Genomic DNA, 23847 nt, shown 5'->3' on the forward strand with positions numbered 1-23847 from the left:
CGCTGGGAGATCGTGTGTCGTCCATCGCGCCCGGCCGCCGCCCCGCCGGCCTGGCCCGCCTCGGCTCGTTCTGCGCCCGCCACCCCGGCTGGGTGCTCGCCGCGTGGCTCGTCCTGCTGGTGGCCGCGCTCGGCGGCCGCAAGGCCGTCGCCCCCGTCTTCAGCGACCAGGTCAGCCTGCCCGGCACCCAGTCCGATACCGGCGCCGGCCTGCTCGCCGCGTCCGACCCCGCCGCCGGGCGGCCCAGCGGGGTCGTGGTGTTCCACGTCGGCGCCGGCACCGTGGCGGCGCACCGGCAGGCGGTCGACCAGAGCCTCGACGACCTGCGCGCGCTACCGCACGTCACCGGTCTCTCCACCCCGCTGACCAGCACCGACGGCCGGACGGTGTCGGCCACCGCGACGTTCGACGAGCAGCTGAGGAAGCTCGGCCACGGGTACACGAGGCACCTCGACGACGCGACCGCCCCGGCACGGGACGCGGGTGTCGGGGTCGGGTACGGCGGGGACTTCACCCAGATCGTCCGGCCGCCCGCGAACGACCTCGCGAGCGAGCTCGTCGGCATCGGCGCCGCGCTGGTCATCCTGCTCCTCGCGTTCGCCAGCGTCGGCGCGGCCGTGACACCGCTGGTCACCGCCCTGATCGCGGTGGCCGTGGGGACGGGTGTGGTCGGCATCCTCGCGGGCGTCATCACCTTCGCGACCGCCGCGCCGACCCTCGCGACCATGCTCGGGCTAGGCGTCGGCATCGACTACGCGCTGTTCCTGACCACCCGGTTCCGCCAGGACCTCATCGACGGCCGCCCGCCGGTCGAGGCCGCCGGACGGACCGCGGGCTCCAGCGGCCACGCCGTCGCGGTCGCGGCGCTCACCGTCGCCGTGGCGCTGCTCAGCCTCTACGCCAGCGGCCTGTCGTTCATCGGGAAGCTCGGCCTGGCCGCGACGATGGCCGTCCTGATCAGCGCCGCCGCGGCGATGACCCTCGTCCCGGCCGCGCTCGGGCCGGCGGGCCGGCACATCGACCGGCTCTCGGTCCGCGCCCCCGTCGCGGAGTCCTCCAGCGGCCACGACGCCTGGCGCCGGTACGCCGCGATGATCGAGCATCGCCCGTGGACGTTCCTCGTCGCCGGTCTCGCGCTGCCCGTCGTGTGCGCGGTGCCGGTGTTCTCCATGCGGCTCGGGCATGTCGACGCGGGCGCCGACCCGTCCGGTAGCGCCACCCGCCACGCCTACGACTGGATCGCCGGCGCCGGCGGGCCGGGGTTCGGGCCGGGCGCGAACGGCCCGTTCACCGTCGTCGCGGACGTCCGGCACGCGACCGTCCCGGCGAGCCAGATCAGCGCCGATCTCTCGCGCGCGCTCCAGGGGACGCACGGGGTCGCCGGCGCCACCCAGCCGCAGCCGAGCCCGGACGGCGCGCTCCTCGTCTCCACCGTCACACCCACCACCGGGCCTCAGACCTCGGCGACGTCCGACCTGTTCCGCACGCTGACCGACCGGACGCTGCCCGGCGCCCTGCGCGACACCGGCGCGAGGGCCTACCTCACCGGCAGCACGGCCGCGCAGCTCGACTTCCGCGACACCGTCGCGCGGCGCCTGCCGATCATCATCGGGATCGTGCTGGTCCTGGCGTACCTGCTGCTGATGGCCGTCTTCCGCAGCCTGGTGATCCCGCTCAAGGCCGTCGCGCTGAACCTGCTCACCACGGCCGCGTCGTGGGGCGCGCTCGTCGCGGTCTTCCAGTGGGGATGGGGGGACGCGGTGCTGGGCCTTCCCAAGGGGGTCCCGATCGAGTCCTACGTGCCGATGATGATGTTCGCGATCGTCTTCGGCCTGTCGATGGACTACGAGATCTTCCTGCTGTCGCGGATGGCGGCCGGGTGGCGCGAGACCCGGGACAACACCCGTGCCGTGGCCGGCGGGCTGGCCGTCACCGGACGAGTCATCTCCAGCGCGGCGCTCATCATGACGGCGGTGTTCCTGTCGTTCACCGCGTCGCCCACCGTCGTGGTGAAGATGCTGGCGCTCGGCCTGGCCTTCAGCGTCGTCCTCGACGCGACCGTCATCCGGCTCGTGCTGGTGCCCTCGCTCATGTTCCTGATGGGCGGATCGAACTGGTGGATCCCGCGCCGCCTGGACCGCCTGCTCCCCCGCCTACACGCCTGACGCGTTCCCGCTTCGCGGGCCGTGCCGGCGGATCGTCTCGGCGACGATGCCGGCGGTCACCCGCAACGGGGCGGTGTCGTGGCCGGTGCGGCTCAGGACGAGGGCTCCCTCGAACGCGGCGAAGACGTAGGTCGCCAGGTCGTCCGCGGGTTCGATGCCCTCGGACGCGAAGCGCCGCGCCGTCGCGGCGCGCCAGCCGGCGAACACGTCCGCGCAGGCGTGGCGCAGCGGCTCGCTGGTGGTGGCCGCCTCCAGCGCGACGGTGGCGATCGGGCAGCCGTCGGCCCATCCGGAGGTCTCCAGGGCTTCGGCGCTGAGCCGGAACATGTCGCGGACGGCCTCGTCCGCGCCTCCCTCGGCCCGCTCGTAGACGAGCTCGAAGAGCCGCAGGTAGCGCGCGCCCGAATGGCCGACGGTCTCGATGCCGAGCTGCTCCTTCCCGCCGGGGAAGAAGTGGTAGAGCGAGCCCCAGGGCGCCTCCGCCTCCGCGGTGACCTGCTTCAGCCCGGTCGCCGCGTACCCCTGCTCGCGGAACAGTCGCGCCGCCGCCTCCAGCAGCCGCGCCCGCGTGTCGGAACCCATGCCGGCAGCCTAGCCCTTGCTCTCGCTAGATCGATCTATCTAGTATCGCTCGGCATGATCCGCACCGCGCGCCACGGCGACATCCACCTCATCACCCTCGACCGCCCCGACCGCCGCAACGCCGTCGACGGCCCCATGGCCGAGGCGCTCGCGGAGGCCGTCGGCGGCGCCGAACGCGACGAGGAGGTCCGCGCCATCGTCCTCACCGGCGCCGGCGGCGCCTTCTGCGCGGGCAACGACCTCAAGGCCATGGCGGCGGGCGACTTCCCCGTCCCCACCCCGGACGGCCCGCCGCCCATGCGCGTCACCCGCACGCCCCCGGCCAAGCCCGTGATCGCCGCCATCGAGGGCTACTGCTTCGGCGGCGGCTTCGAGCTCGCCCTCTGGGCCGACCTGCGGGTCGCGTCCACGACCGCCGAGTTCGGCACCCTCAACCTGGCCCGCGGCCTGCCGTGCCTGGACGGGGCGACCGTGCGCCTCCCCCGCCTCGTCGGCCAGGGCCGGGCGCTCGACATCCTCCTGACCGCGCGGCGCGTCCCCGCCGACGAGGCCCTCGCCTACGGCCTCGTCGACCGGCTGGCCGAGCCCGGCCGGGCGCTGGAGCAGGCCCTGGAGCTGGCCGGCGCGGTGGCGCGCCTGCCGGTCGAGGCGCGGAACGCCGCGCGCCGCTCCGTCCTGGAGCAGTGGGCCCTGCCGGAGGACGAAGCGGCCGGGAACGAAGCGCGCCTGGCTCTGGGGTCGTGAAGCTCCGAGGGCGCCAGGCGCGAGGGCCGCAGCCGGGCGCGGGCGCCTGAGCCGGGACGGGGCGTCAGCGCGACGTCCAGATGGCGATCGCCAGGGCGGCGCGGTCCTCGAAGTCGAGCGGGTCGCGGCCCGTCAGCGCCTGGATCCGGGACAGCCGGTGGCGCAGCGTGCTGGGATGCAGGGACAGCGCGCGCGCCGTCGCGCCGACCGCGCCGCCCCGGTCGAGGAACGCGCGCAGCGTCTCGACGAGCCGCCCGCCGTGCGCCTTGTCGTAGTCGGCGAGCGGACGGGCGATCTGGTCGGCGAACGGGGCGATCTGCTCCGGGTCCAGCCGTCCGAGCAGCGCCCGGAACGTGGCGAGGCCGGAGGCGTGCACGACGCCGCCGGTGCGGCGCGCCGCGTCCAGCGCGGCCCGCGCCTCCGCCAGCGACCGCGGCAGATCCCGCAGGGGGCCGGGGGTGCCGATGCCGGCCACGTCCGTCCCGGCGTACTCGTCCCCCGTGATCATGAGCGCGACGTCGTCGTCCAGGCCGAGGACGCCGGGCGCGCCGGACGCCTCGGGCGCGTCCGCGGCCGGCATCGCGACCGCGACCAGCAGGGCCGGGTCGAGCCCCGCCTCCTCGACCCGCGCACACAGCGTCTCCGGCGACGCCAGCCCGTGCTGGATCTCGTACAGCAGCCGGCCGATCTCCTCCCGCTCGTCCCACTCCTCGCGGGTGGACGCGAGCCGCTCGGCGAACCACTCGGAGAAGCCGAGGAACGGGACCCCGTCCGGGACCTCGACCAGCGGCAGCCCGAGCCGCTCGCAGTGCCGGCGGAGCGCGTCCGGGACGGCCTCGGTGACGTCGCCGACCCCGTAGGCGATCGCGCCGGCGCGGCCGGCCTTCACCGACGTGGCGAACGCGGCGCACGCGTCCGCGTCCCGCAGGGCCGCCCCGACCGTCAGGACGACCTCGTGTCCCCGCAGGTAGGGGGCGGGATCGAGCAGCTCGGTCGAGTGCGCGGAGCGGATCGGCCGGTCCAGCCCGGCGGACCCGGCGACCAGCCGCAGCCGGAAGCGCGGGACCTCCAGGAGGTGCCGGACGGTGAGGCGCGGCATCGCGGGATCGCTGGTCACACCGTCACCTTCTCACCCCGCCCCGGCGGGGCGAACGGGCCGGGCGCCACCTTCCGGCGAAGGTCACGGCAAGCCCCGCGTCCGGCAGTGCATTTGGCCAAGAATCGGCCATGACCCTTGCCACCTGGGCTAATGCCGGGTTTGCCTGGGTGCTCAGGAGATGGGGAGTGCGCATGCGTGAGCGAGTCGCGCTCGTGACCGGGGCGGCCGGCGGGATCGGCGGCGCGATGGTGCGCGAGCTGGCGGGACGCGGCTGGACGACGGCCGCGCTCGACCTGGGCCCGGCCCCCGACGCCGCCTACACGGCCGGGGTGGACGTCGCCGACCCCGACCAGGTCACCGCGGTCGTCCGCCGGATCGAGCGGGAGATGGGCCCGATCGAGGCGGCGCTGTGCGCGGCGGGGCACTACGCGATCGTCCCGGTGTCCGACATCGCCTGGGCGGACTGGACCCGCATGCTCCGCGTCCATCTGGGCGGGCTGGTGAACGTGTGCCGGGCGGTGACGCCCGGGATGGTCGAGCGCGGGCACGGCGCCGTCGTCGGCGTCGCGGCGGGCCTCGCGCTGGGCGGCGGCGACGCGGAGGCGCACTACGCGGCGGCGAAGGGCGCGGTGATCGGGCTGGTCCGGTCGCTGGCGGCGGAGCTCGCGCCGTCCGGGGTGCGGGTGAACGCGGTCGCGCCGGGCCCGACCGACACGCCGCTGCTGCCGCCCGACTCGCCATGGCGCCGCCCCGCCTTCGTCCAGGCCCTGCCGACGGGCCGGCTGGCATCCGCGGAGGAGATCGCGCTCGCCGCGGCGTACCTGGTGGAGGACGGGACGTTCTGCGCCGGCGAGATCCTGTCCCCCAACGCCGGGGCGGTGATCTGATGGCCCTCGCGCTGGTCACCGGCGCCGGCGGCGGCCTCGGCGCCGCCGTCGCGCGGCGGCTGGCGGCGCAGGGGCACCACGTCGCGCTGAACGACCGCCCGGACCGTCCCGTCGGCGAGCTCGCCGCCGAGCTGGACGGCGTCGCCGCGCCCGCCGACGTGTCCGACCCCGACGCCGTCCGCGACATGGTCGAGCACATCGAGCGCCGCACCGGCGACCACATCGGGATCCTCGTCGCGAACGCCGCGCACACCACCCTCGCCCCGTTCGCCGAGCACGACCTCGACGACTGGTGGCGGGTCGTGGACGTCAGCCTCGGCGGGACGTTCGCGTGCGCGCAGGCCGTCCTGCCCGGGATGGTGGAGCGCGGCGGCGGCCGGATGGTCCTCGTCTCCTCCGAATGGGGCGTGACCGGACGGCCCGACGCGACCGCGCACTCGGCGGCCAAGGCGGGCATCATCGCGCTCGCCAAGTCGCTCGGCCGCGAGCTCGCCCCGCTCGGCATCGCCGTCAACGCGATCGCGCCCAGCATCATCGGCACCGGGCTGATGGAGGTGGACGCGGCGGCCGCAGGCGTCACGTGCGAGGAGATCCGGGCCCGGTACGCGGCGCGGGTGCCGCTCGGCCGGATCGCCGCCCCGGAGGAGATCGCCGCGGCGATCGCGTTCCTGGCCGACGACCGGCTGCCCGCGCTCGTCGGCCAGATCCTGCACGTCAACGGCGGCACGACGCGCACGCGCGCGTGAGCCGGCGCGCCGGTCAGTCCGGGAGGGCCTCGACGGAGCGGCGGACCTGCGCCTCCAGGACGGCGAGCAGGTGCGCCGGGAGATCGATCAGCGACCGCTCCAGCAGGGCCGGACGGTCGGCGACCGACTCGATGGCCCGGCGGCTCTCGGCCTTCGTGAGCGTCCGCCCGTCCGCCTTCCGGAGCGCGATGAGGCCCTCGCGCCAGCCGTTGCCGACCTTGCCGTGCGCGCGCGCGTGAATGTAGGCGAGGACCCGCTCGGCGGCGTCCGCCGGACGGTCGTTCCGCTCGGCCAGGACGAGCGCCATGCCGGACGACGGGATACCGCGCAGCATGCGCTCGACCCGGTACCCGGGGCCGACCAGCCGCCGGAACTCGCGCTGCCCCTCCGCGTCCCGCAGGAACGGCAGGTCGTTGCGGCAGACGAGCCCGACGCGCGGCGCGTTGGCGGCCAGCAGCGCCCGGACCGCCGACGCCCCGAACCCCGGATACAGGTTGACCAGCACCGTGCCGTGGCCCTGGAGCCCGCGCGGCAGCGGAGCCGCCATGAACTCGCGCAGCGGGACGCGGCGCCCGGCGGCCTTCGCGGGCCACCCGTCCCCGACCAGCAGCGGGTCCTCGGCCGAGGCGAGCTCGACGACGCGCGCGGCCGCCGCGTCGTCCAGGGCACCGGTGCCCGCCTCCACCGACTGGGCGCCGTGCGTGTACATCGCGGCGCGCGGATCCTCGGCGGCGGCGCGGACGGCCCCGGCGGTCCGCTTCGTGGGACGCAGCACGTACAGGGCGGCCGTGCTGCCGATCGCCTGCGCCCCCACATACCGGTTGAAGCCCGGCAGCATCGCCTCGTACGCCAGATGCAGCGGGTTCAGCGCCTTCTGCACGGCCAGCCCGAGCGCCGGCTGCTGCTCGCCGTATCCGTACGCGACCAGCACCCGCCCGTTGCGCTGGTCCCCCAGCCCCTCCAGGCCCCGCGCGACGAACAACCCCACGCCCTCGGGCGTGTACGGCGGATCGGTGAAGACGAGCTGGGACGACTCCCGCAGCGACACCGGAAGACCGAGCCGCAGGTCGGCGGCGTAGCAGCGGACGTCCCAGCCGCGCCGCGACGCCTCGCCGTCGATGAACGCCAGCAGCCGCTCGTCGATGTCCGCCACGCTCACCCGCAGGCCCTCAGCGCCGCCCGCGGCGAACAGGCCGAGCGAGGTCAGATCATGGTCGCCGACGCACAGCACGTGCGCGCCGCGCAGGTCGAAGCCGTCCAGCATGAACCGGGCCCGCTTCAACACGGTCTCCGCGGTCGCCGGCACATGGTCCAGCGCCTGCACGGGAGGCGGCGCCGCGCCGACCAGCGCGTCCATCTCCGCGAGGGACGCGGGATCGCGGCGGACCCGCTCCGCCCACGGATCCGGGACGTCCACCGGCTCGCCGAACAGCTCGCGGTACTCGCCGACGTACCGCTCCGCGATCCGCCGCCCGTCCCCCTCGGCCTCCAGGTGCGGCTCGAGCGCCCGGAACACCGCCTCCACCGTCCGCCGCGACGTGCCCGTCCGCGACACGGCCTCCTCGACCGTGTGGAACCCGCCGTCGGCGAGCAGCAGCCCGATCCGGTCGATACGCCGCGCGTCGATCCCGAACCCGGCCCGCAACTCGCGGACGGCCTCCGTAGCCGGGCTCGCCGGGTTGCCATCTGTCATGTGCGGGCCTGATCCGTTCCGACGGGGACGAGTGCGCACCGATCCTATTGACGAGGGCGCCGCCGCGCCCCGCACGACCGGCGTGGCACGATCCTGTCATGCCGATCGACCAGCACCTGCTCGCCGCGTTCCTGCTGACCTCGATCATCGCGATGCTCGTGCCCGGCCCGGACATGCTCTTCATCCTCGGCTGCGGCATGCGCGGCGGCCCCCGCGCCGGCCTGCTCGCCACCGCCGGCGTCGCGACCAGCGAGGCCGTCCACGTCGCCGTCGCCGCCGCGGGACTGACCGCCCTCTTCGCCGCCGTCCCGATCGCGTTCACGACCGTCCGCCTCGTCGGCGCCGCCTACCTCGTCTTCCTCGGCGTGCAGACCATCCGCCACCGCAACGACCAGGACGACGCCCCCGCCGCCGCGCCCTCGAACCGCCGCGCCTACCTCAACGGCCTGGTGACCAACCTGCTGAACCCCAAGATGGTCACCTTCACCATCGCGTTCCTCCCCCAGTTCATCGACCCGGAACTGGGCCGGGTCTGGCTCCAGTTCACCTGCCTCGGCGCCATTCTGATCGCCCTCGAATTCCTCGTGGACGGCACGGTCGGCGTCCTCGCCGGCCGCATAGGCGAATGGCTCCGCCGCCGCCGGACCGCCCTCCGCCGCCTCGACGTCGCGACCGGCTCCCTCTTCATCGGCCTCGGCCTCCGCCTCGCCGCCAAACCCTGACGTCTCCAAGATCCGGCCGCCCGAATGGGATCACACCGCCCCTCCGAATTGCACCATCCCTGACGCCTGGTCAAGCCGTATGACAGAGTCGACGGCGCGAGGGACCAGCATGACGGGAGCTGGAGGGGACACCGCAATGCCGCCTGTCGATCCGAGGTCGGTACCGCCCGGGGCCTACGGCAACTGGCCGGGCCTCAACCAGACCGGCCGACTCCGCGTCGACCGCGCCCGCCTCCGAGCCATCGCCAAACGCCTCGAATCCGACCTGGAAGACCTCCTCGACGCCACCAAGGACCTCCACCAGGCCAGCAGCACCCCAGAAGCCGCCTACGGCACCTGGGACGCGGCCCAGAACCTCATCCCCAGCATCGTGAAAGGCCGCGCTGTGCTGGCCGACCAGCACAGCGTATTCCTCTCCGAGGCACTGAACACCATCAAGATGCTCCGCCGAACCGCGCAGGTCTACGACGACGTCGAGGCCGAACTCGAACGACGCGTCGCCGCCGTCAGAGCACAGCTCGAGAACACCCCCGATCCCACCGCTCCCCGCACCACGGACTCGCCACGTCCAGGCCCGGGGTCGCTGAGATAACGGAGGTCGAAGTGACGAACGAGTACACGTACTTCATGCGTGACGGGGCTCCGACCGGATCACCGGGCCGGTACGACCGAGCGAGCATCCTTCACCACCTGAAGTCCAGTGATCCCGGTGCCGTTACGGAGGCCGGTGAGGCCTACCTCCGCTTTGCGGCGGCCTACGAGAAGCTCACGCCGAAGCTCGCCCAGATCGGCCAGGATCTGAACGACGCCTGGAACGGCACGGACGCCGCCGCCGCTCAAGAACAGATGCGAAACCTGTGGGCGTCGAGCCATACGATCGGCGCCGCGTCCAGAGACTTCGGCACGGCCGTCGAACGCCACGGCTCCGAATACCTGGCCTGGTACAAGAACAACATGCCGCAGCCGAAGGACGACGCCGAGGCGCGTTCCTGGATGCAAGGCGCGAACGAACGCATCACCGAGACCTGGACCGCCATCCCCCCGAGCATCTCCACACCGCTCGATATGTGGCGGGACGACCACGGGGCACCGATCAGCACGCCGCCCGCCGGAGGTTCCGGCGGCTCCGGAAGTCCGGGAAGCGGCGGCTCGGAAGGATCCGGAGCCGGCGGCGCGGGAGGCCTTCACGAGATCTCGCCCGGATCCTCTTCCAATGGCCCGGCCGGATCCGGTTCTCCCGGAGCCGTATCCCCCGCACCGGGACTCGGCGTCCCCGGGAACCCGACCGACCACGGAACTCCACCGGGTCAGGCCCATCCCGGAGCACAGCCCGGCTCGATGCCGGGTTCGCCAGGAGCCGGCAATCCCGCGAGCCCCGGTACAGACCTGTCAGGCGTTCACCCTCCCGGGACGGGCGACCCGAACGGCAATGGACCTGGACTCCCGGCAGACTCCGCCTCTCCGTCCACATCGCCGCTCGCGCCAAGTGCCGGATCACAGCGGCCGGGGGCGGGAACCATGTACCCCGGCATGCCCGGTGGGACCGGCCTGGCCCCGCTGCGCGGAGGCACCGGCCTCCCCGCCGGCGGCACGATCGGCGTCCCTCGAGGCCTCGGCGTTGGCGAAGAGCCGCCCATTGGCGGGCCGAGCGCAAACGGCGCCCTCGGAAACGGACGCTTCCGAAACGGCGTGATCGGCCGGGGCACGATCACCCCCGCCACAGCCGCACAAGCGGAGACCCTGCAGGAATCCGCCACGGCACGCTCCGGATCCGCGGCCATGGGACCGATGACCGGTGCGGGCGGATCAGCGCAGCGGAATCGAGAGCGCGATCGCCAGGCATGGGCGGGCGAGTCTCCGGATCTGTGGGAAGACGACACCGAGGTCTCACCGAGCGTTCTGGGAGCCGCCGGCAAACGGCCGGCGGAAGGGACCTGATCACCGTGCAAAGCGATCGACCGTCATACCGGCACCTGGGCATTGGGCAGTCCTCGTGAAGACTTCTCGCCGCGTCGCGGCCGCGGTGGCGGCGACGAGCCTGGTCGCCGCCACCGCCTCGCCGGCAGCCGCGGACCTGCAACCTCGCGAGGATGAATGGTGGTTCTCCGCCTGGGACGTCCAGAAATCCGTCTGGCCGCTGTCGAAGGGTTTCGGTGTCACGGTGGCCCTTCTCGACAGTGGAGTGGACGCAAGAATTCCAGAACTCTCCGGTGTCGTCCTCGAAGGGACGGACACGGCCGGCGGCAAGACCGACGGCCGTAAGGACATGGACATCTTCAAAGACGGTCATGGGACCTCACTGGCCGTCATGATCGCCGGCCGGGGCGGCGGGAACAGCGGCTACGTCGGGATCGCCCCGGAGGCCCGAATTCTCCCCGTCCATGTGGCGACCGGGGACGTGCCGGGCTCCCCCGTGGGCATCACCGCGGCCCTCACCAACGGAATTCGGTTCGCCGTGGACAAGGGTGCCAAGGTGATCAATCTGTCCATCGGAGCTGGAGCAGACGGCATCCCCCACCAATGTCCGGACAAGCTCCTGGACATCATCGGATACGCGATAAAGAAGGACGTCGTTATCGTTGCCAGCGCAGGCAACAGCGGCACAACGATCAATTCCCCGGAGGCTCCCGGTTCTTGTCCAGGAGTCCTCGCCGTCGGCGGCATCGAGTCCGATCTTCGCCCCTGGGAGAAGACCCAACGCCAGCCCTACGTCGCCCTCGCGGCCCCTGCGAGCGGATCGGTGTTCGTTGGAAGAGGCGACAAGGTCTACCACGGCGCGGCGGGAACCAGTGCTTCTGCGGCGCTGGTTTCAGGGGCGGTGGCGTTGGTTCGGGCTCGTAACCCCCGCATGTCCGGGCGCACCGTCGTCCAGCGGCTTCTTGCCACTGCGCTGCCGATCAACAAGCCCGTCCCGGACGAGGCGACCGGCTACGGCGCCATCCGCATCGCCCGCGCCATGGATCCCGCCAAGTATCCGGTCCCTGCCGACGCGCCCAATCCCGTGTACGACAGGTTCGACCAGTTGCAGGGGTCGGCGCACAACGCGACGGCGGCCCCCGCGGCCCAGACCACCCATGCCGATCGTTCAGGCGACGGAATCTCCCCTGCCGTCTACGCCGCCATCGCTGGTGTGGCAGCACTCATCATCGGCGGCCTGGTCCTTCTCTGGCGCCGAACTCGTCACGGTCGACCAGTGGGATGAAACGGCGGTGGACCGCCAAGCAGGCTCGCATGACGGGTTTCCGCCGGGTCATAGCCGCGGCTTCGGCGGTGGCTTTGGTCATTGCCACGGCGTCGCCTGCCTCGGCGGATCTCCGGCCGCGCAAGGACGAGTGGTGGGTCTCCTCCTGGGACGTCCAGAACTCCGTCTGGCCGCTGTCGAAGGGCGCCGGCATCACGGTGGCCCTTCTCGACACGGGAGTGGACGCACGCGTCCCGGAACTCTCCGGCGCCGTCCTCAAGGGCGCGGACACCGCAGGCGGCAAGACCGACGGCCGTGAGGACCTGGACACGAAGCTGGACGGCCACGGCACCTCGATGGCCGTCATGATCGCGGGTCAGGGCGGCGGGAGCAGCGGCTACGTGGGCATCGCGCCGGAGGCGAAGATCCTCCCCGTGAGCGTCATGGTCGATGACGTCTGGACATCCGACATGAACCCCACGGACGCCGTCGCCAACGGGATCCGTTTCGCCGTCGACAAGGGCGCCAAGGTGATCAACCTGTCCTTCGGCGGTGGCTCGGCCGAGATTCCCCATCAATGCCCCAAGAAGCTTCTCGACACTGTGGCCTACGCGCTCGCACATGATGCCGTTCTCGTTTCCAGTTCCGGGAACGACGGAAAGACCATCAACTCCCCGGAGGCTCCCGGATCCTGCCCGGGAGTCGTCGCCGTGGGCGGCATCAACTCGGATCTGCGCCCGTGGGAAAAGACACAGCGCCAGCCCTATGTCGCCGTCGCAGCGCCCGCAAGCGGATCGGTGTTCGTCGGAAGAGACGACAGGATCTACAGCGGCGCGGAGGGGACGAGCGGAGCTGCGGCGCTGGTTTCGGGGGCGGTGGCGTTGGTGCGGGCTCGCAATCCGATCATGTCGGGGCGCACCGTCGTTCAGCGGCTCATCGCCACGGCTCTTCCGACCGCCAAGCCCGTCCCCGACAAAGCAACTGGCTACGGCGTCATCCGCATCGCCCGCGCCATGGATCTGGTGAAGTACCCGGTCCCGGCCAATGCCCCCAACCCCGTCTACGACAGGTTCGACCGATCGCAGCATGCCGTGCAGCAGGCAGGTGCCGTGTCACCGGGTCCCGCCGCCGGGTCGGACCGATCGGGCGGCGGGCCGTCCACTGTGGTTCAAGCCGCGATCGCAGGGCTCGCCGTCCTCGTGGTCGGCGGTGTCCTGGTCTGGCTTCGCGGTCGCCGACGGTCTCGTCCACCCACCTCTGCCTAGGGTGCAGATCGCGACCGGGTTCTTTAGGGGAGGTTGAGGCGGGTCAGGTAGGTGCGGGTGGAGGCGGCGTCGCCGGTGTGGGCTCGGTAGCCGTCGGGGCGGACGAGGACGAGGGTCGGGGCGGTGACGCCGTAGGCGGCCTCCGCTTCGGGGTTCGCGGTGATCGGGACGGTGCGGACGGCGGGGCCGCAGGCGGGGGCGGGGGTGTTGAACGCCAGCAGGGTGAAGTGGGGGCCGCGGAAGGCGTCGAAGAGGGTGGTGCCGTCCGCGAGGGACGCGTTGGGGGCGCGGGTGCCGCCGCGGGGGCCGGACGAGAGCGGGCTGTCCGGGTAGGCGAGGAGGAGCTGCTGGGTCTCCTCGCCGCGCTTGTGGGCGTCGGCCTGGCCTTCGGCGGCCTTCCGGTAGAGGGCGGTGCTGATGCCGAGGACGCCGGCGGCGACGGGCAGGCGCTCCTCCTCGTAGGTGTCGAGGAGGGACGGGGACGCGCCGGACAGGGCGGCGGCGAGCTTCCAGCCGAGGTTGTAGGCGTCCTGGACGCCGGTGTTGAGGCCCTGGCCGCCGGCGGGCGAGTGGACGTGAGCGGCGTCGCCGGCGAGGAAGACGCGACCGGCGCGGAACCGTTCGGCCATGCGGATGTTGACGCGGTAGACCGACGCCCAGCCGAGGCCGGTGAGGCGGATGTCGTCGCGGCCGCTGCCGTCGGCGAGGTGCCGCTGGTAGGTGGCGAGGGTGAGGTCGGGGTCCTCGCCGGGGGCGAGGACGGAGGTGAACTGGAAGTCGGACGTGCCGGGCAGCGGGCACAGGCCCACGCCGGGGGTGCGGGTCTCCAGGTCGGCCCACATGTGCCAGTGGTCGCGGTCGAGGTCGGGGGTCCGGACGTCGCCGATGAGCATCCGCTCCTCGTCGCGGGTCTCGCCGAGGAAGGGGACGCCGAGCGCCTTGCGGACGGTGCTGCGGCCGCCGTCGGCGCCGACGAGGTAGGCGGCGCGGACGGTGGTGCCGTCGGTGAGGGCGGCGGTGACGCCGTCGCCGTCCTGGGTGAAGCCGGCGAGGCCGACGGTGTCGACGCGTCCGCCGAGGGCGGTGAGGCGGTCGCGGAGGATCCGCTCGGTCCGCCACTGCGGCACCATCAGGACGTTCGGGTACGGCACGTCGGGCGTCGGCTCGGCGGGCTCGTGCATGCGGCCCTCCCAGACGACGTCGGCGCCGGAGTAGGCGCGCAGCGGCGGATAGGGCGCCCCGGCCGCGCGGACGGCGTCGATCACGCCGAGGTCGTCGAGGACCTCCAGGGTGCGGGGCTGGAGGCCCTTGCCGCGCGAGCCGGCCGGCCGGCGGGGGTCGACGAGGCGGTGCGGGACGCCGCGGCGGGCGAGGTCGATTGCGAGGGTGAGGCCGGTCGGGCCGGCTCCGGCGATGAGGATCATGCGCCTCAGGGTGGGCGGGGGTGCTGGCAGATCGCTGGCAGGGCGCTGGCGGCCGTCAGTCGCGCTCGTAGCGGTAGCCGCGGCCCCGGAGGGTGGTGATGCTGCCGGGGTCGGCGCCCTGCTGGGCGAGCTTGCGGCGCAGGGCGGAGATGTGCACGTCGAGGGTCTTGGTGGGGCCGAACCAGTTGGTGTCCCAGACCTGGTCGATGAGGTCCTCGCGGGTGACGACCTCGCCTGCGGACTGCACCAGCCGGGCGAGCAGGTCGAACTCCTTCGGGCGCAGCGCGATGTCGGTGCCGGCGTAGCTGGCGCGGCGGGCGGCGAGGTCGAGGGTGAGGCGGCCGGCGGTGACGAACCGCTCGTCGGACCGTCCGGCGCTGCTGCGGCGCAGGTGGGCGCGGAGCCGGGCCATCAGCTCGGTGAGCCGGAACGGCTTGGTCAGGTAGTCGTCGGCGCCGGCGTCGAGCGCGACGACGACCTCGAACTCCTGGGTGCGGGCGGTGAGGACGACGATCACCGCGTCGCGCAGCACGGTGCGGAGCCGCCGGCAGAGGGTGACGCCCTCGATGTCGGGGAGTCCGAGGTCCAGCAGGATGAGGTCGGGGGCGCGGCGGGCCGCGCTGTCGAGGGCGTCGCCGCCGGTCGCGGCCCAGTCGGCCTCGTAGCCGTGCGCGGCGAGGGCCTCGGCGAGCTCGCTGCCGATGGCCTCGTCGTCCTCCACGACGAGCACGTAGGGTCCGGCCATGGTCCCGATGTTACGGACGGGGGCGGTCACGTGCGGGCCGGGATGCCGGCCGTCCGGGCGCCGGGACGCCGGGACGGGCAGAAGGAGCCGCGGGTGGTGGAGGTGACGACGTCGGTGACGATGTCGACGACCTTGCCGAGCCGCGAGCCGGGCCCGTCCGCGCAGTCCCGGTGGACGCGGACCGCGTGGCCGAGCCCGACACCGGCCAGCGCCGTGACGATCAGTACGCCGATGAGCAGCCTGCGCATGATCGTGCCTCCCCCTCTCGACGCCGGCGTCTGGACGCAACCTAGTCCGGAGCGCGTCATCGGCGGCTGTGCGGTGGGTTAGGGCGTCGCTTACCTTGCGGGGACGCGGGCGCGGGGCGGGTACGGCACGCCCGGGCCGCGGTTATCCTCCGGGCGGGAGGCGAGTGTGGACGCGGTTCCGAGGACGGCGCCGCTGCGGCGCAGGCTGCTGGTCACCATCGCGGGGATCACCGCGGTGGCGGTGCTGCTGCTGATCGTCCCGCTGGCGGTGGCGGTGCAGCGGCTGTACCGCAGCGAGGCGCAGACGAAGCTGGAGCGGGACGCGACGCGGGTCGCGGCGACGGCGCCGGACGACGAGGCGCGGCATCCGCGTCCGATCCGGCTGCCGGAGGGGCTGAACGAGCGGCTGCGGGTCGGGATCTACGGTGTCGACGGCCGCCGGCTGACCGGGGAGGGCCCGCCGTACTCGCGGGCGGCGGCGCAGGCGAGCGACGGGCGGCTGCACCAGCGCGACGAGCACGGCCGGCTGGTGGTGACGGCGCCGATCCCCTCGGACGAGGGGGTGACGTCGACGGCGCGGGTGAGCATGCCGGAGCGGGTCGTCGCGCGGCGGATCGAGCGGGCGTGGTGGGTGATGGCGGCGCTCGCGCTGCTGATCATCGGGTTGGCGGCGTTCGTGGCGCGGTACCAGTCGCGGCGGCTGGCGCGGCCGCTGGAGCGGCTGACGCTGGCGGCGCAGGCGCTCGGGGACGGCGACTTCACCGTCCGGGCGCAGTCGTCGGGGGTGCTGGAGGCGGACGAGGCGGGCCGGGCGCTGGAGGTGACGGCGCGGCGGCTCGGGTCGATGCTGGACCGGGAGCGGGCGTTCAGCGCGGACGTGTCGCACCAGCTGCGGACGCCGCTGACGGGGCTGCTGCTCGGGCTGGAGTCGGCGCTGGAGCGGCCGGGCGCGGACCTGGCGGCGGCGGTGCGGACGGCGGTGCGGCGCGGGGAGCACCTGCGCGACATCATCGACGACCTGCTGAGCCTGGCGCGGGACGCGGGGCCGAACCGGGAGCGGCTGGACGTCGCGGGGGTGCTGGAGGAGCTGCGGCGGCGGCCGTCGGACGGGCGGCCGCTGGAGGTGGCGGCGCGGGGACCGCTGCCGGAGGTGCACGCGTCGGCGTCGGCGGTGCGGCAGATCCTCGGGGTGCTGCTGGACAACGCGCAGGTGCACGGCGCGGGTCGGGTGACGGTGGAGGCGAGCGACATCGGCGGCGGCCTGGCGATCGACGTGTCGGACGAGGGGCCGGGCGTCACCGAGGCCGAGGACATTTTCGCGCGCCGGCACTCCGGCGGCGAGGGGGACGGCGGGCGGGACGGCGGGCACGGGATCGGGCTGGCGCTGGCGCGCGCGCTGGCGGAGGCGGAGGGCGGCCGACTGGTGCTGCGCCGCCCGTCCCCGCCGATCTTCACGCTGCTGCTGCCGGCGTCCGAACCGGTCGCCGACGAGGGCGCCTGACCGCGACGCCCCACCGGGCAGGCCGATGCGCCCGCCGGGCGGCCCCCGACCGCCCGGCGGGGGTCACTCGGCCTTGAGGTGGACGCCGAACCAGCGGAGCGTGGCCGGGACCATCCGGCGGAACGTGCGGTAGTTGTGGCCGCCGGACGGCAGGAACAGGCTGTCGGCCCGCATCGGCGGGCGGATCCCGGCGAGGAACCGCTCGTTCTCCGGGAACGTCTTCTCCCCCACCCGGCAGGACGCGACGAGCAGCGAGATCGGCGGCGCGGGAAGGTGCTTCTCGCGCCACAGCAGGTTGCTCTCGTTCTGCAGGTTCTTGTTGCCGTCGAACAGCTTGCCGGTGGTGAGGTCCTGGATCGTGGAGAAGTAGCCGGACAGCGACGCCGCCGCCGAGTACCGGTCGGGGTGCTTCATCGCGATCTTGGTGGCGCAGAACCCGCCGGTGGAGTCGCCCATGATGCCCCACCCGGCGCGGCCGGCGGCGACCCGGTAGTGGGCCTGCATCGCGAGCGGCACGTCGGTGGCGAAGAAGCTCTCGACCTGCGGCCCGCCGGGCACGTCCGCGCACTCGGTGTCGCGGGGCGGCGCCTCCGTCGGCCGCATCAGCACGTAGATCGCGGGCGGCACCCCGGCCCGCTCGCCCTGCCGGACGAGATCGGGGAAGCGCATCGTGTGCAGCAGCGCGCTCGGATGCCCCGGGTAGCCGGTCAGCACGATGACCACGGGGAAGCGCGTCCGCGCGTACGCGGGCTGGTAGTACTGCGGCGGGAGCAGCACGTAGGTCTCGGCGCTCAGGCCCGTCGCCTGGCCCTGGAAGCGGTATTCCTCGGTCGCTCCGGAGACGGCCGGATCGCGTTTCGCGGCGGCGGTGCCGATCCTTTTGATCGTCGCGGTGTCGATCTGCTTCACCGGGCCGCCGGCCTTCGCCATGACGTGCTTGATCTTGGCGGGCGCGGCATTGGTGGCGAACAGGTCGTCCCAGCCGGAGTAGAACTCGAAGTGCGCGTTGACCGCGACGAGCACGGCGAGCAGCGTGACGCCCTGGGTGCCGACGAGCAGTCCGATCCTGGCGGCGACGGGGACGGGCCCCGAGCGCGCGCCGCGCGGCCACCACCACACCGTGAACACGAACAGGACCGCCACCACCAGGAACAGCAGTGCGATGAACCCGCCTCCGGTGAGTCCCATGCCCTCCCCCTAAGGCAGTTCGGTCTTCGTCCGACCGCCAAGTTAGCCGCCACCGCATCAGCCGCATGACAACGCCGGGTTAGCTCCGCGTTAACCCGTCCGAGGACGGATCGAATGGAATGCCGCCTGATCTTGATGTGAGGTATATGGGGAATTTATTTCGCGCTGCTATGATCGCGTTATCGGCGAATAGGCTGCCTTTCTCGAACGCGGGCCCGCGGAACCCGGCTCACGAATGCCGGAGGTCACCGGGCCGGGCCCGCGGAGCCGGAGAGGAAAGGCAGGCCATGGAAGAAGGACGGCCCAGCAGGACCGCGCTGTCGGCCGCGGCGGCGCGCGCGGCGCACCCGCTGGTGGACGAGCGGCCCCTCATCTTCGCGGACCCGCTGGTCGCGCGGCTGCTCGGCGGCCTCGCGGACGAGATGATCGGCTACCACCGCGGCAGCGGCGACCACATCATCCTCGCGGGCACCCGCGCGATCACCACCGTCCGCAGCCGCTACGCGGAGGCGCGGACCGGCGCCTTCGACCAGTACGCCGTCCTCGGCGCGGGGCTCGACACCTACGCGTTCCGCGCGCCGGAGGGAATGCGCGTCTTCGAGGCCGACCATCCGGCGACGCAGGAGTGGAAGAAGGGCCTGCTGGACGCCGCCGGGATTCCCGTCCCGGGGAACGCCGCGCTCGTTCCGGTCGATTTCGAGGAGCCGGACGGACCCGTCCCGAAGCTGGCCGCCGCCGGGTTGGACACCGCCCGCCCGGCGCTGGTGAGCTGGCTCGGCGTCAGCTACTTCCTCACCCGCGACGCCGTCGCGGGCACGCTCGCGGAGATCGGCCGCCTCGCGCCCGGCACCGAACTCGTCATGGACTACGCGCTGCCGCCCGGCCTGCGGGACGCCGAGGGCGACGCCTACGCGGAGGTCGCCGCACAGGTCACGCGGGACGCGGGCGAGCCGTCCCGGTCCCGGTTCGCGCCGGACGAGGTCGACGCGCTGCTCCGGGAGCACGGCCTGGACGTCGTCGAGAACCTCACCCTGGAGCGGGCCGTCCCGCCGGAGGCGTGGCGGCGCACCGACGCCCTCCGCCCCTTCGACTACTTCCGCCTGCTCCGCGCCGTCGTCCGCTGAGGCGCGGCGAGCCGTCGTCATCCGGCGCGTCACGACGGCGGCTCGCCGCGGGTCAGCGCTGTGCGGGGCCGTGGAGGCGGACGGCGCTCAGGGCGAGCGCGATCTCCACCAGGTCGCGGGGGTGCGCCAGGGTCCGGCCGGTGAGCTGCTCGATCTTGCGGAGCCGGTTCAGCACGGTGTTGCGGTGGCAGAACAGCCGGTCGGCGGCGCGGGCGGCGGAGCCGTCGCAGTCCAGCCAGGCGGTGAGGGTCGCGAGCAGCACGTCCCGGAACGCGGGGTCCACGCCGGTGAGGCCGCCGAGCGCGACGTCGCCGAGCCGGCCGGCCAGCCGCGGCTGGGACAGCACCAGCGCGTCGGGGAGGCGCCGGTCGAGGCGCGCGATCTGGGAGCCGGGGCCGCGGCAGGTCCGCAGCGCCAGCTCGGCCAGCCACCGCGCCCCGCCCAGCTCGGCGAGGCTGTGCACGACGGGGCTGACGCCGGCGTGGGAGCGGGCGTAGGGGCGGACGGCGCCGACGAGGTCGTCGAGCTCCGCGGTGCCGAGCGCGACCAGCGCGACCTGGGCGTCGGCGCGCAGCCGCCAGATGAACCGCATCCCGCCGATGTCGCCGGGGCGCCGGTCCCGGCCGCCCGTGAACTCGCCGGAGAGCTCGCCGTCAAGGCCGCCCGCGAACCCGCCCTCGGCGCCCAGCATCACCACCGCGTACCGGCCCGCCGCCGGCAGCCCGAGGACGGACGCGGCGGTGGCGAGCAGCCCGCCGTCCGCGCCCTGCCCGTCCAGCAGCGCGTCCACGATCGCCTGGACGCGCTCCTCGCTGCGCCGCGCCAGCGACAGCTCGGTCTGGTGGTAGGCCGCGGCGGCCGCGCCGGACTGCTCGTCGATGGTGTCCCAGGTGCGGGTCGCCTGCCGGACGAGCGCCGGCACGTTGCCGGGGTCGTGCCGCCCGACGACCTCGACGACGGCCTCCCAGAACACCCGCCCGGCGAGCCGGTAGGAGCGCAGCAGCTGGTCGAGGGGCTGCCCCTGGTGGGCGCGGCGCCGGCCGAGCCGGCGCGCCCAGTCCAGGTCGGTGCGGCCCCGGCCGGGGTCGAGGATCGCCTCGAAGCCGTGCCCGAGGCCGACCCGGCAGACCTCCCACAGGTCGCCGCGCAGCTGCTCGGAGCGGTCGCCGTCGTCGCCGGACAGGATCTCGGCGGCGAGCCGGTCGGCGAGGTCGGGCAGCCGGTCGGTCAGCCGCGCCACCGCCTTGCGCAGGACCGCCCGGTCCGCGTCCGCGCGGCCCGGCTCCCGGTCCCGGTCCTGGCCGGCGCGGTCCTGCCCGGCGCGGTCCTGGCCCGCGGGGTCCTGCCGGGCGGGGGCGCGGTTCGCCGGTTCCCGGTGGGCGGGGTCCCTGCGGAGGGCGTCCCGGCCCGCTGCGTCCGCGCGGTCCGTGGTTCCCGACCGGCTCGCCGTCATCGCCCGCCACCTCCGGCACAACGCAGGGGGCCTCATCGTGCCACCATGCGTACTCTGGTACCACCGGTCCCGCGCCGCACTGTGCCGGTGCACAATCGCGGGCCCGTCCCGTTGCGCGGCCGCCCTGAAACAGAACCGGGCTCTGGACCGTCCGGCCGCTGCGTGCTCCTCTGCTCACCATGGGTGTGTTGTCTGGACACGATCGGCTGTACGGACGCGACCGGGAGCTCCGGGTCGCCGAAGGGCTCCTCGGCCGGGCGCGCGGCGGGCACGGCGGAGCGCTGACCGTCGTCGCCGACGCGGGCATGGGCAAGACGGCCCTGCTGGACGCCGCCGAACGGACCGCCGCCGAGGGGTTCCGGGTGCTCACGGCCATCGGCGTCCCGGCCGAGGCGGACGTCCCGTACGCGGGGCTGCACCGGCTGCTGCGGCCCCTGTCGGACCTGGCCGGGGAGCTGCCGCCGGCGTTCCGGGCGGCGCTGGCCCCGCTGTCCGGCGGCGACGCCCCGGCCCCGTTCGTCCTGTACTCGGCGGTCTGCGAGCTGCTGAGCCTCGCCGCGCGGTCCGGGCCCGTGCTGTGCCGGGTGGACGACGCGCAGTGGCTGGACCGGGTCACGCTGGACGCCCTCGCGTTCGCGGCGCGCCGCGTCGGGGACGAGCCGCTCGCGATCGTCTTCGCCGCGCGCACACAGGCGCCGCTCACCGGCATCCCGCACCTGAGGCTTCCGCCGCTGGACGACGAGGCGAGCCTGCGGATCCTGCAGGACGCCGCCGGCGACGCGCTCGGCACCGAGCTCGCGGAGGAGGTCGTCGACCTGGCGAGCGGGTGCGCGCTCGCCGTCCGGGAGCTGGCCGGCGGGCTGACCGCCGCGCAGCTGTCCGGCGGGGCCCCGCCGCCCCGCGCGCTGCCGCCCGGCAGCGTCCTGCGCACCCTGTTCCGGCACCGCCACCTGCGGCTCCCGCCGGGCGCGCAGCGGCTCGTGCTGATGGTGGCGGCGGACGAGTGGCTCGGCGCGGCGACGGTCGCGCGGGCCGCGCGGACGGCCGGGATCGGCGCGCGGGAAATCGAGGCGGCGCGCGAGTCGGGCCTCCTGCGGCTCGCTGACCACGCGGTCGCCGGGGACGACGCGGTGGTCGTGCGGGACCGGCTCGTCCGGTCGTCGCTGTGGGCGGAGGCGTCGCGGGCCGAGCGGCGGGCCGCGCACGCGCTGCTCGCGCAGGTGCTGGTGCAGGACTGGCAGCGGCCGTCGCTGATCTGGCACCGGGCGGCGCTGTCCGGCGAGGCCGACGACCGTATCGCCGACGAGCTGGCGGAGGCGGCGTCGCGGTCCCGCCGGGCGGGCCGGTACGGCGACTCGTGGCAGGCGTGGCAGCGCGCCGCGGCGCTGACGTCGGAACGCGGCGCGCGCGCAGACCGGCTGCTGGCCGCCGCCACCGACGCCTGGGCGGGCGGGCGCGCGCGCCGGGCGCGGGCCGTCCTGCGGCAGGTCCGGCCGCTGGACCGGGACGGCACGCGGGCCGGGCGCGCCGAGCTGCTGCGCGGCGAGATCGAGGCCGGCGCGGGGTCCCCGGCCACCGCGGTCCCGATGCTGCGCGACGCCGCCGAACGGCTCGCCGGGACCGACGGCGCGCTGGCGCTCACGGCGCTCATGTGGGCGGCCGAGGCCGCCGACGCCGCCGGCGACCACACCGCGTACGCCGAGATCGCCGAGCGCGCCGCGCACCTGCCCGGCGTCCCGGCGACGCCCCGGGCCGACCTGATGCGCGCGCACCTCGCCGGGATGGCCGCGACGTTCCGCGGCCGCTACGCCGAGGCGGCGCCCCTGCTCGGCCGGGCCGTCCGGCTGGGCGAGGCGCTCGCCGGCGGCGCGGTGGGCGAGTCAGGCGAGCCGGGCGAGTCGGGCGAGTCGGGCGGCCACTCCGACGACTCCGCCGCGCAGGCGTGGGCGGCGCTCGCGGCCCTCGCCCTCGGCGACGGCCGAGCGCGCGCGCTCGCGGCCGGGGCCGTCGCGTCCGCGCGGCTGCGCGGCGACGCGCCCGCCGAGTCGTACGCGCTGGCGATCGCGGCGCGCTGCGGGACGCTCCTCGGCCATCCGCCGGTGCCGGTCGCCGCCTGCCACGAGGGGCTGCGGCTGGCGCGGGCGACCGGGCAGCACGGGCACGCCGCCGAGCAGCTCGCCGCGCTCGCCCTGGTCGCCGGGTTCAACGGCGACCGGGACGCCGCGCACCGGCACCTGGAAGCGCTCTCCGGCGGCGCGGACCGGCGCGGGCTCGCCGGGGCCGACCGGCGCGGCCTCATCCGCGCCGCCGCGTTCGGCGCCTGGGCGCCCGCCTGCCTCGACCTCGCCGCGGACCGTCCCGGCGACGCCGCCGCGCGGCTCCGGCTGCCCGGCGGCGCCGGCCTGGCGCACCCGCTCGCCCGGCTGCTCGCCGCGCCGCACCTGGTGGAGGCCCTCGCGTACACCGGCCACCGGCAGCGCGCCGCCCGCGCCGCCGAGGACTTCACCCGCTGGGCGGACGCGACGCGGACCCCGGGACGGCTCGCGCTCGCCCGCCGCTGCGCCGCCCTGCTCGCCGAACGCGACGACGAGGCCGCCGCGCACTACACCGAAGCCCTCCGGCTGCACGAGTCGGCGGACGCGGTGTTCGAGCTGGCCCGCACCGAGCTGCTGTTCGGCGCCCGGCTCCGGCGCGGCCGCCGCCCGCGCGCCGCCCGCGAGCACCTGCGCACGGCACTGCGGATCTTCGAGCGGTACGGCGCCGTCCCGTGGACCGGGCAGGCCCGCGCGGAGCTGCGCGCGGCGGGCGACGCGGGTCCGGCCCCGGACCCGGAGGCGGCTGCACCGCGCACCGCCGCCGGGCCCGGGGAGCCACCCGCGCTGACCGGCCTCACCGCGCAGCAGGCGCACATCGCCCGGATGGTCGCCGAGGGGGCCACCAACCGCGAGATCGCGGCGCGGCTGCTGCTCAGCCCGCGGACCATCGACCACCACCTCCGCAACGTGTTCACCCGGCTCGGGATCCGGTCGCGCGTCGAGCTGGCCCGGATGATCCGCTGACCGCCCGCGGACGCCGCCGGG

Annotated in this window: 20 protein-coding genes; 12 read left to right on the forward strand and 8 right to left on the reverse strand. The window is 74.7% G+C overall.

All coding sequences use genetic code 11. The features are described from left to right. Positions 1 to 14: 14 nt before the first annotated feature. On the forward strand, positions 15 to 2165 hold the full coding sequence (locus ABT299_RS28345) for an MMPL family transporter (RefSeq protein WP_500252563.1): 2151 nt from the start codon (positions 15 to 17) through the stop codon (positions 2163 to 2165). Here the strand turns inward: ABT299_RS28345 and ABT299_RS28350 are convergent. Beyond that, complete coding sequence (locus tag ABT299_RS28350) at positions 2154 to 2747, reverse strand: TetR/AcrR family transcriptional regulator (protein WP_387032348.1); 594 nt, start codon at positions 2745 to 2747, stop codon at positions 2154 to 2156. The genes ABT299_RS28345 and ABT299_RS28350 overlap by 12 nt on opposite strands. Positions 2748 to 2801: 54 nt before the next feature. Between ABT299_RS28350 and ABT299_RS28355 the strand changes: the two genes are divergently transcribed. Further along, complete coding sequence (locus tag ABT299_RS28355; RefSeq protein WP_500252564.1) at positions 2802 to 3491, forward strand: enoyl-CoA hydratase-related protein; 690 nt, start codon at positions 2802 to 2804, stop codon at positions 3489 to 3491. 64 nt (positions 3492 to 3555) lie between these two features. Here the strand turns inward: ABT299_RS28355 and ABT299_RS28360 are convergent, their stop codons facing one another. Beyond that, on the reverse strand, positions 3556 to 4608 hold the full coding sequence (locus ABT299_RS28360; RefSeq protein WP_387032345.1) for a PucR family transcriptional regulator: 1053 nt from the start codon (positions 4606 to 4608) through the stop codon (positions 3556 to 3558). A 173-nt stretch (positions 4609 to 4781) separates the two neighbouring features. Here ABT299_RS28360 and ABT299_RS28365 point away from each other — a divergent pair, with 173 nt between their 5' ends. Next, positions 4782 to 5477 (forward strand): SDR family NAD(P)-dependent oxidoreductase, encoded by a 696-nt coding sequence (locus ABT299_RS28365; protein WP_190862070.1) that lies wholly within the window; start codon positions 4782 to 4784, stop codon positions 5475 to 5477. After that, on the forward strand, positions 5477 to 6223 hold the full coding sequence (locus ABT299_RS28370) for an SDR family NAD(P)-dependent oxidoreductase (protein ID WP_190862072.1): 747 nt from the start codon (positions 5477 to 5479) through the stop codon (positions 6221 to 6223). The genes ABT299_RS28365 and ABT299_RS28370 overlap by 1 nt, the downstream gene beginning before the upstream one ends. 13 nt (positions 6224 to 6236) lie before the next feature. On the opposite strand, the gene ABT299_RS28375 is transcribed toward ABT299_RS28370, so the two are convergent. Further along, positions 6237 to 7916, reverse strand: a complete 1680-nt coding sequence (locus ABT299_RS28375; RefSeq protein ID WP_500252565.1) for a bis-aminopropyl spermidine synthase family protein — start codon at positions 7914 to 7916, stop codon at positions 6237 to 6239. A 98-nt stretch (positions 7917 to 8014) separates the two neighbouring features. Here ABT299_RS28375 and ABT299_RS28380 point away from each other — a divergent pair, with 98 nt between their 5' ends. The 5 genes from ABT299_RS28380 (at position 8015) to ABT299_RS28400 (ending at position 13084) form a co-directional block, all read left to right on the forward strand. Next, positions 8015 to 8638 (forward strand): LysE family translocator, encoded by a 624-nt coding sequence (locus tag ABT299_RS28380; protein WP_500252566.1) that lies wholly within the window; start codon positions 8015 to 8017, stop codon positions 8636 to 8638. 136 nt (positions 8639 to 8774) lie between these two features. After that, positions 8775 to 9230, forward strand: a complete 456-nt coding sequence (locus tag ABT299_RS28385) for a hypothetical protein (protein ID WP_500252567.1) — start codon at positions 8775 to 8777, stop codon at positions 9228 to 9230. Between the two features lie 11 nt (positions 9231 to 9241). Next, positions 9242 to 10576 (forward strand): hypothetical protein, encoded by a 1335-nt coding sequence (locus ABT299_RS28390; protein ID WP_500252568.1) that lies wholly within the window; start codon positions 9242 to 9244, stop codon positions 10574 to 10576. A gap of 55 nt (positions 10577 to 10631) precedes the next feature. Beyond that, positions 10632 to 11840, forward strand: a complete 1209-nt coding sequence (locus tag ABT299_RS28395) for a S8 family serine peptidase (RefSeq protein ID WP_500252569.1) — start codon at positions 10632 to 10634, stop codon at positions 11838 to 11840. Between the two features lie 29 nt (positions 11841 to 11869). Beyond that, positions 11870 to 13084 carry a S8 family serine peptidase gene (locus ABT299_RS28400; RefSeq protein ID WP_500252570.1) on the forward strand — a complete coding sequence of 405 codons (1215 nt, stop codon included), beginning with the start codon at positions 11870 to 11872 and terminating at the stop codon, positions 13082 to 13084. A 23-nt stretch (positions 13085 to 13107) separates the two neighbouring features. Here ABT299_RS28400 and ABT299_RS28405 read toward each other — a convergent pair whose 3' ends face one another. The 3 genes from ABT299_RS28405 to ABT299_RS28415 are packed head-to-tail and all read right to left on the reverse strand — an operon-like array spanning position 13108 to position 15501. Further along, on the reverse strand, positions 13108 to 14508 hold the full coding sequence (locus ABT299_RS28405; protein WP_500252571.1) for an FAD-dependent monooxygenase: 1401 nt from the start codon (positions 14506 to 14508) through the stop codon (positions 13108 to 13110). Positions 14509 to 14563: 55 nt separating this feature from the next. Next, positions 14564 to 15253: a response regulator transcription factor gene (locus ABT299_RS28410; RefSeq protein ID WP_387032321.1), complete on the reverse strand. Its 690-nt coding sequence runs from the start codon at positions 15251 to 15253 to the stop codon at positions 14564 to 14566. 26 nt (positions 15254 to 15279) lie between these two features. Next, positions 15280 to 15501 carry a hypothetical protein gene (locus ABT299_RS28415; RefSeq protein ID WP_500252572.1) on the reverse strand — a complete coding sequence of 74 codons (222 nt, stop codon included), beginning with the start codon at positions 15499 to 15501 and terminating at the stop codon, positions 15280 to 15282. 166 nt (positions 15502 to 15667) lie between these two features. On the opposite strand from ABT299_RS28415, the gene ABT299_RS28420 reads away from it, so the two are divergent. Beyond that, positions 15668 to 17002 carry a histidine kinase dimerization/phospho-acceptor domain-containing protein gene (locus tag ABT299_RS28420; protein ID WP_190862092.1) on the forward strand — a complete coding sequence of 445 codons (1335 nt, stop codon included), beginning with the start codon at positions 15668 to 15670 and terminating at the stop codon, positions 17000 to 17002. A 63-nt stretch (positions 17003 to 17065) separates the two neighbouring features. Here the strand turns inward: ABT299_RS28420 and ABT299_RS28425 are convergent, their stop codons facing one another. Further along, complete coding sequence (locus ABT299_RS28425) at positions 17066 to 18190, reverse strand: alpha/beta hydrolase (protein WP_190862094.1); 1125 nt, start codon at positions 18188 to 18190, stop codon at positions 17066 to 17068. Between the two features lie 287 nt (positions 18191 to 18477). Here ABT299_RS28425 and ABT299_RS28430 point away from each other — a divergent pair, with 287 nt between their 5' ends. Then, positions 18478 to 19314: a class I SAM-dependent methyltransferase gene (locus ABT299_RS28430; protein WP_387032315.1), complete on the forward strand. Its 837-nt coding sequence runs from the start codon at positions 18478 to 18480 to the stop codon at positions 19312 to 19314. Positions 19315 to 19366: 52 nt separating this feature from the next. Here the strand turns inward: ABT299_RS28430 and ABT299_RS28435 are convergent, their stop codons facing one another. Further along, a complete protein-coding gene (locus ABT299_RS28435) occupies positions 19367 to 20767 on the reverse strand; it encodes a PucR family transcriptional regulator (protein WP_500252573.1) in 1401 nt (466 codons plus the stop codon). Between the two features lie 188 nt (positions 20768 to 20955). On the opposite strand from ABT299_RS28435, the gene ABT299_RS28440 reads away from it, so the two are divergent. Next, the gene (locus ABT299_RS28440; protein WP_500252574.1) at positions 20956 to 23826 is read left to right on the forward strand and encodes a helix-turn-helix transcriptional regulator; all 2871 of its coding nucleotides are present in this window, start codon (positions 20956 to 20958) and stop codon (positions 23824 to 23826) included. Positions 23827 to 23847 lie beyond the last annotated feature (21 nt).

The sequence above is a fragment of the Spirillospora sp. NPDC000708 genome, from assembly GCF_040299565.1.
Taxonomy (GTDB): Bacteria; Actinomycetota; Actinomycetes; order Streptosporangiales; family Streptosporangiaceae; genus Spirillospora.

Coding starts and splice junctions, on each gene's coding strand:
- ABT299_RS28355 (WP_500252564.1), top strand. CDS start 2,802: ATGATCCGCACCGCGCGCCACGGCGACATCCACCTCATCACCCTCGAC.
- ABT299_RS28350 (WP_387032348.1), bottom strand. CDS start 2,747: ATGGGTTCCGACACGCGGGCGCGGCTGCTGGAGGCGGCGGCGCGACTG.
- ABT299_RS28410 (WP_387032321.1), bottom strand. CDS start 15,253: ATGGCCGGACCCTACGTGCTCGTCGTGGAGGACGACGAGGCCATCGGC.
- ABT299_RS28375 (WP_500252565.1), bottom strand. CDS start 7,916: ATGACAGATGGCAACCCGGCGAGCCCGGCTACGGAGGCCGTCCGCGAG.
- ABT299_RS28400 (WP_500252570.1), top strand. CDS start 11,870: ATGACGGGTTTCCGCCGGGTCATAGCCGCGGCTTCGGCGGTGGCTTTG.
- ABT299_RS28380 (WP_500252566.1), top strand. CDS start 8,015: ATGCCGATCGACCAGCACCTGCTCGCCGCGTTCCTGCTGACCTCGATC.
- ABT299_RS28415 (WP_500252572.1), bottom strand. CDS start 15,501: ATGCGCAGGCTGCTCATCGGCGTACTGATCGTCACGGCGCTGGCCGGT.
- ABT299_RS28430 (WP_387032315.1), top strand. CDS start 18,478: ATGGAAGAAGGACGGCCCAGCAGGACCGCGCTGTCGGCCGCGGCGGCG.
- ABT299_RS28370 (WP_190862072.1), top strand. CDS start 5,477: ATGGCCCTCGCGCTGGTCACCGGCGCCGGCGGCGGCCTCGGCGCCGCC.
- ABT299_RS28425 (WP_190862094.1), bottom strand. CDS start 18,190: ATGGGACTCACCGGAGGCGGGTTCATCGCACTGCTGTTCCTGGTGGTG.
- ABT299_RS28365 (WP_190862070.1), top strand. CDS start 4,782: ATGCGTGAGCGAGTCGCGCTCGTGACCGGGGCGGCCGGCGGGATCGGC.
- ABT299_RS28385 (WP_500252567.1), top strand. CDS start 8,775: ATGCCGCCTGTCGATCCGAGGTCGGTACCGCCCGGGGCCTACGGCAAC.
- ABT299_RS28405 (WP_500252571.1), bottom strand. CDS start 14,508: ATGATCCTCATCGCCGGAGCCGGCCCGACCGGCCTCACCCTCGCAATC.
- ABT299_RS28435 (WP_500252573.1), bottom strand. CDS start 20,767: ATGACGGCGAGCCGGTCGGGAACCACGGACCGCGCGGACGCAGCGGGC.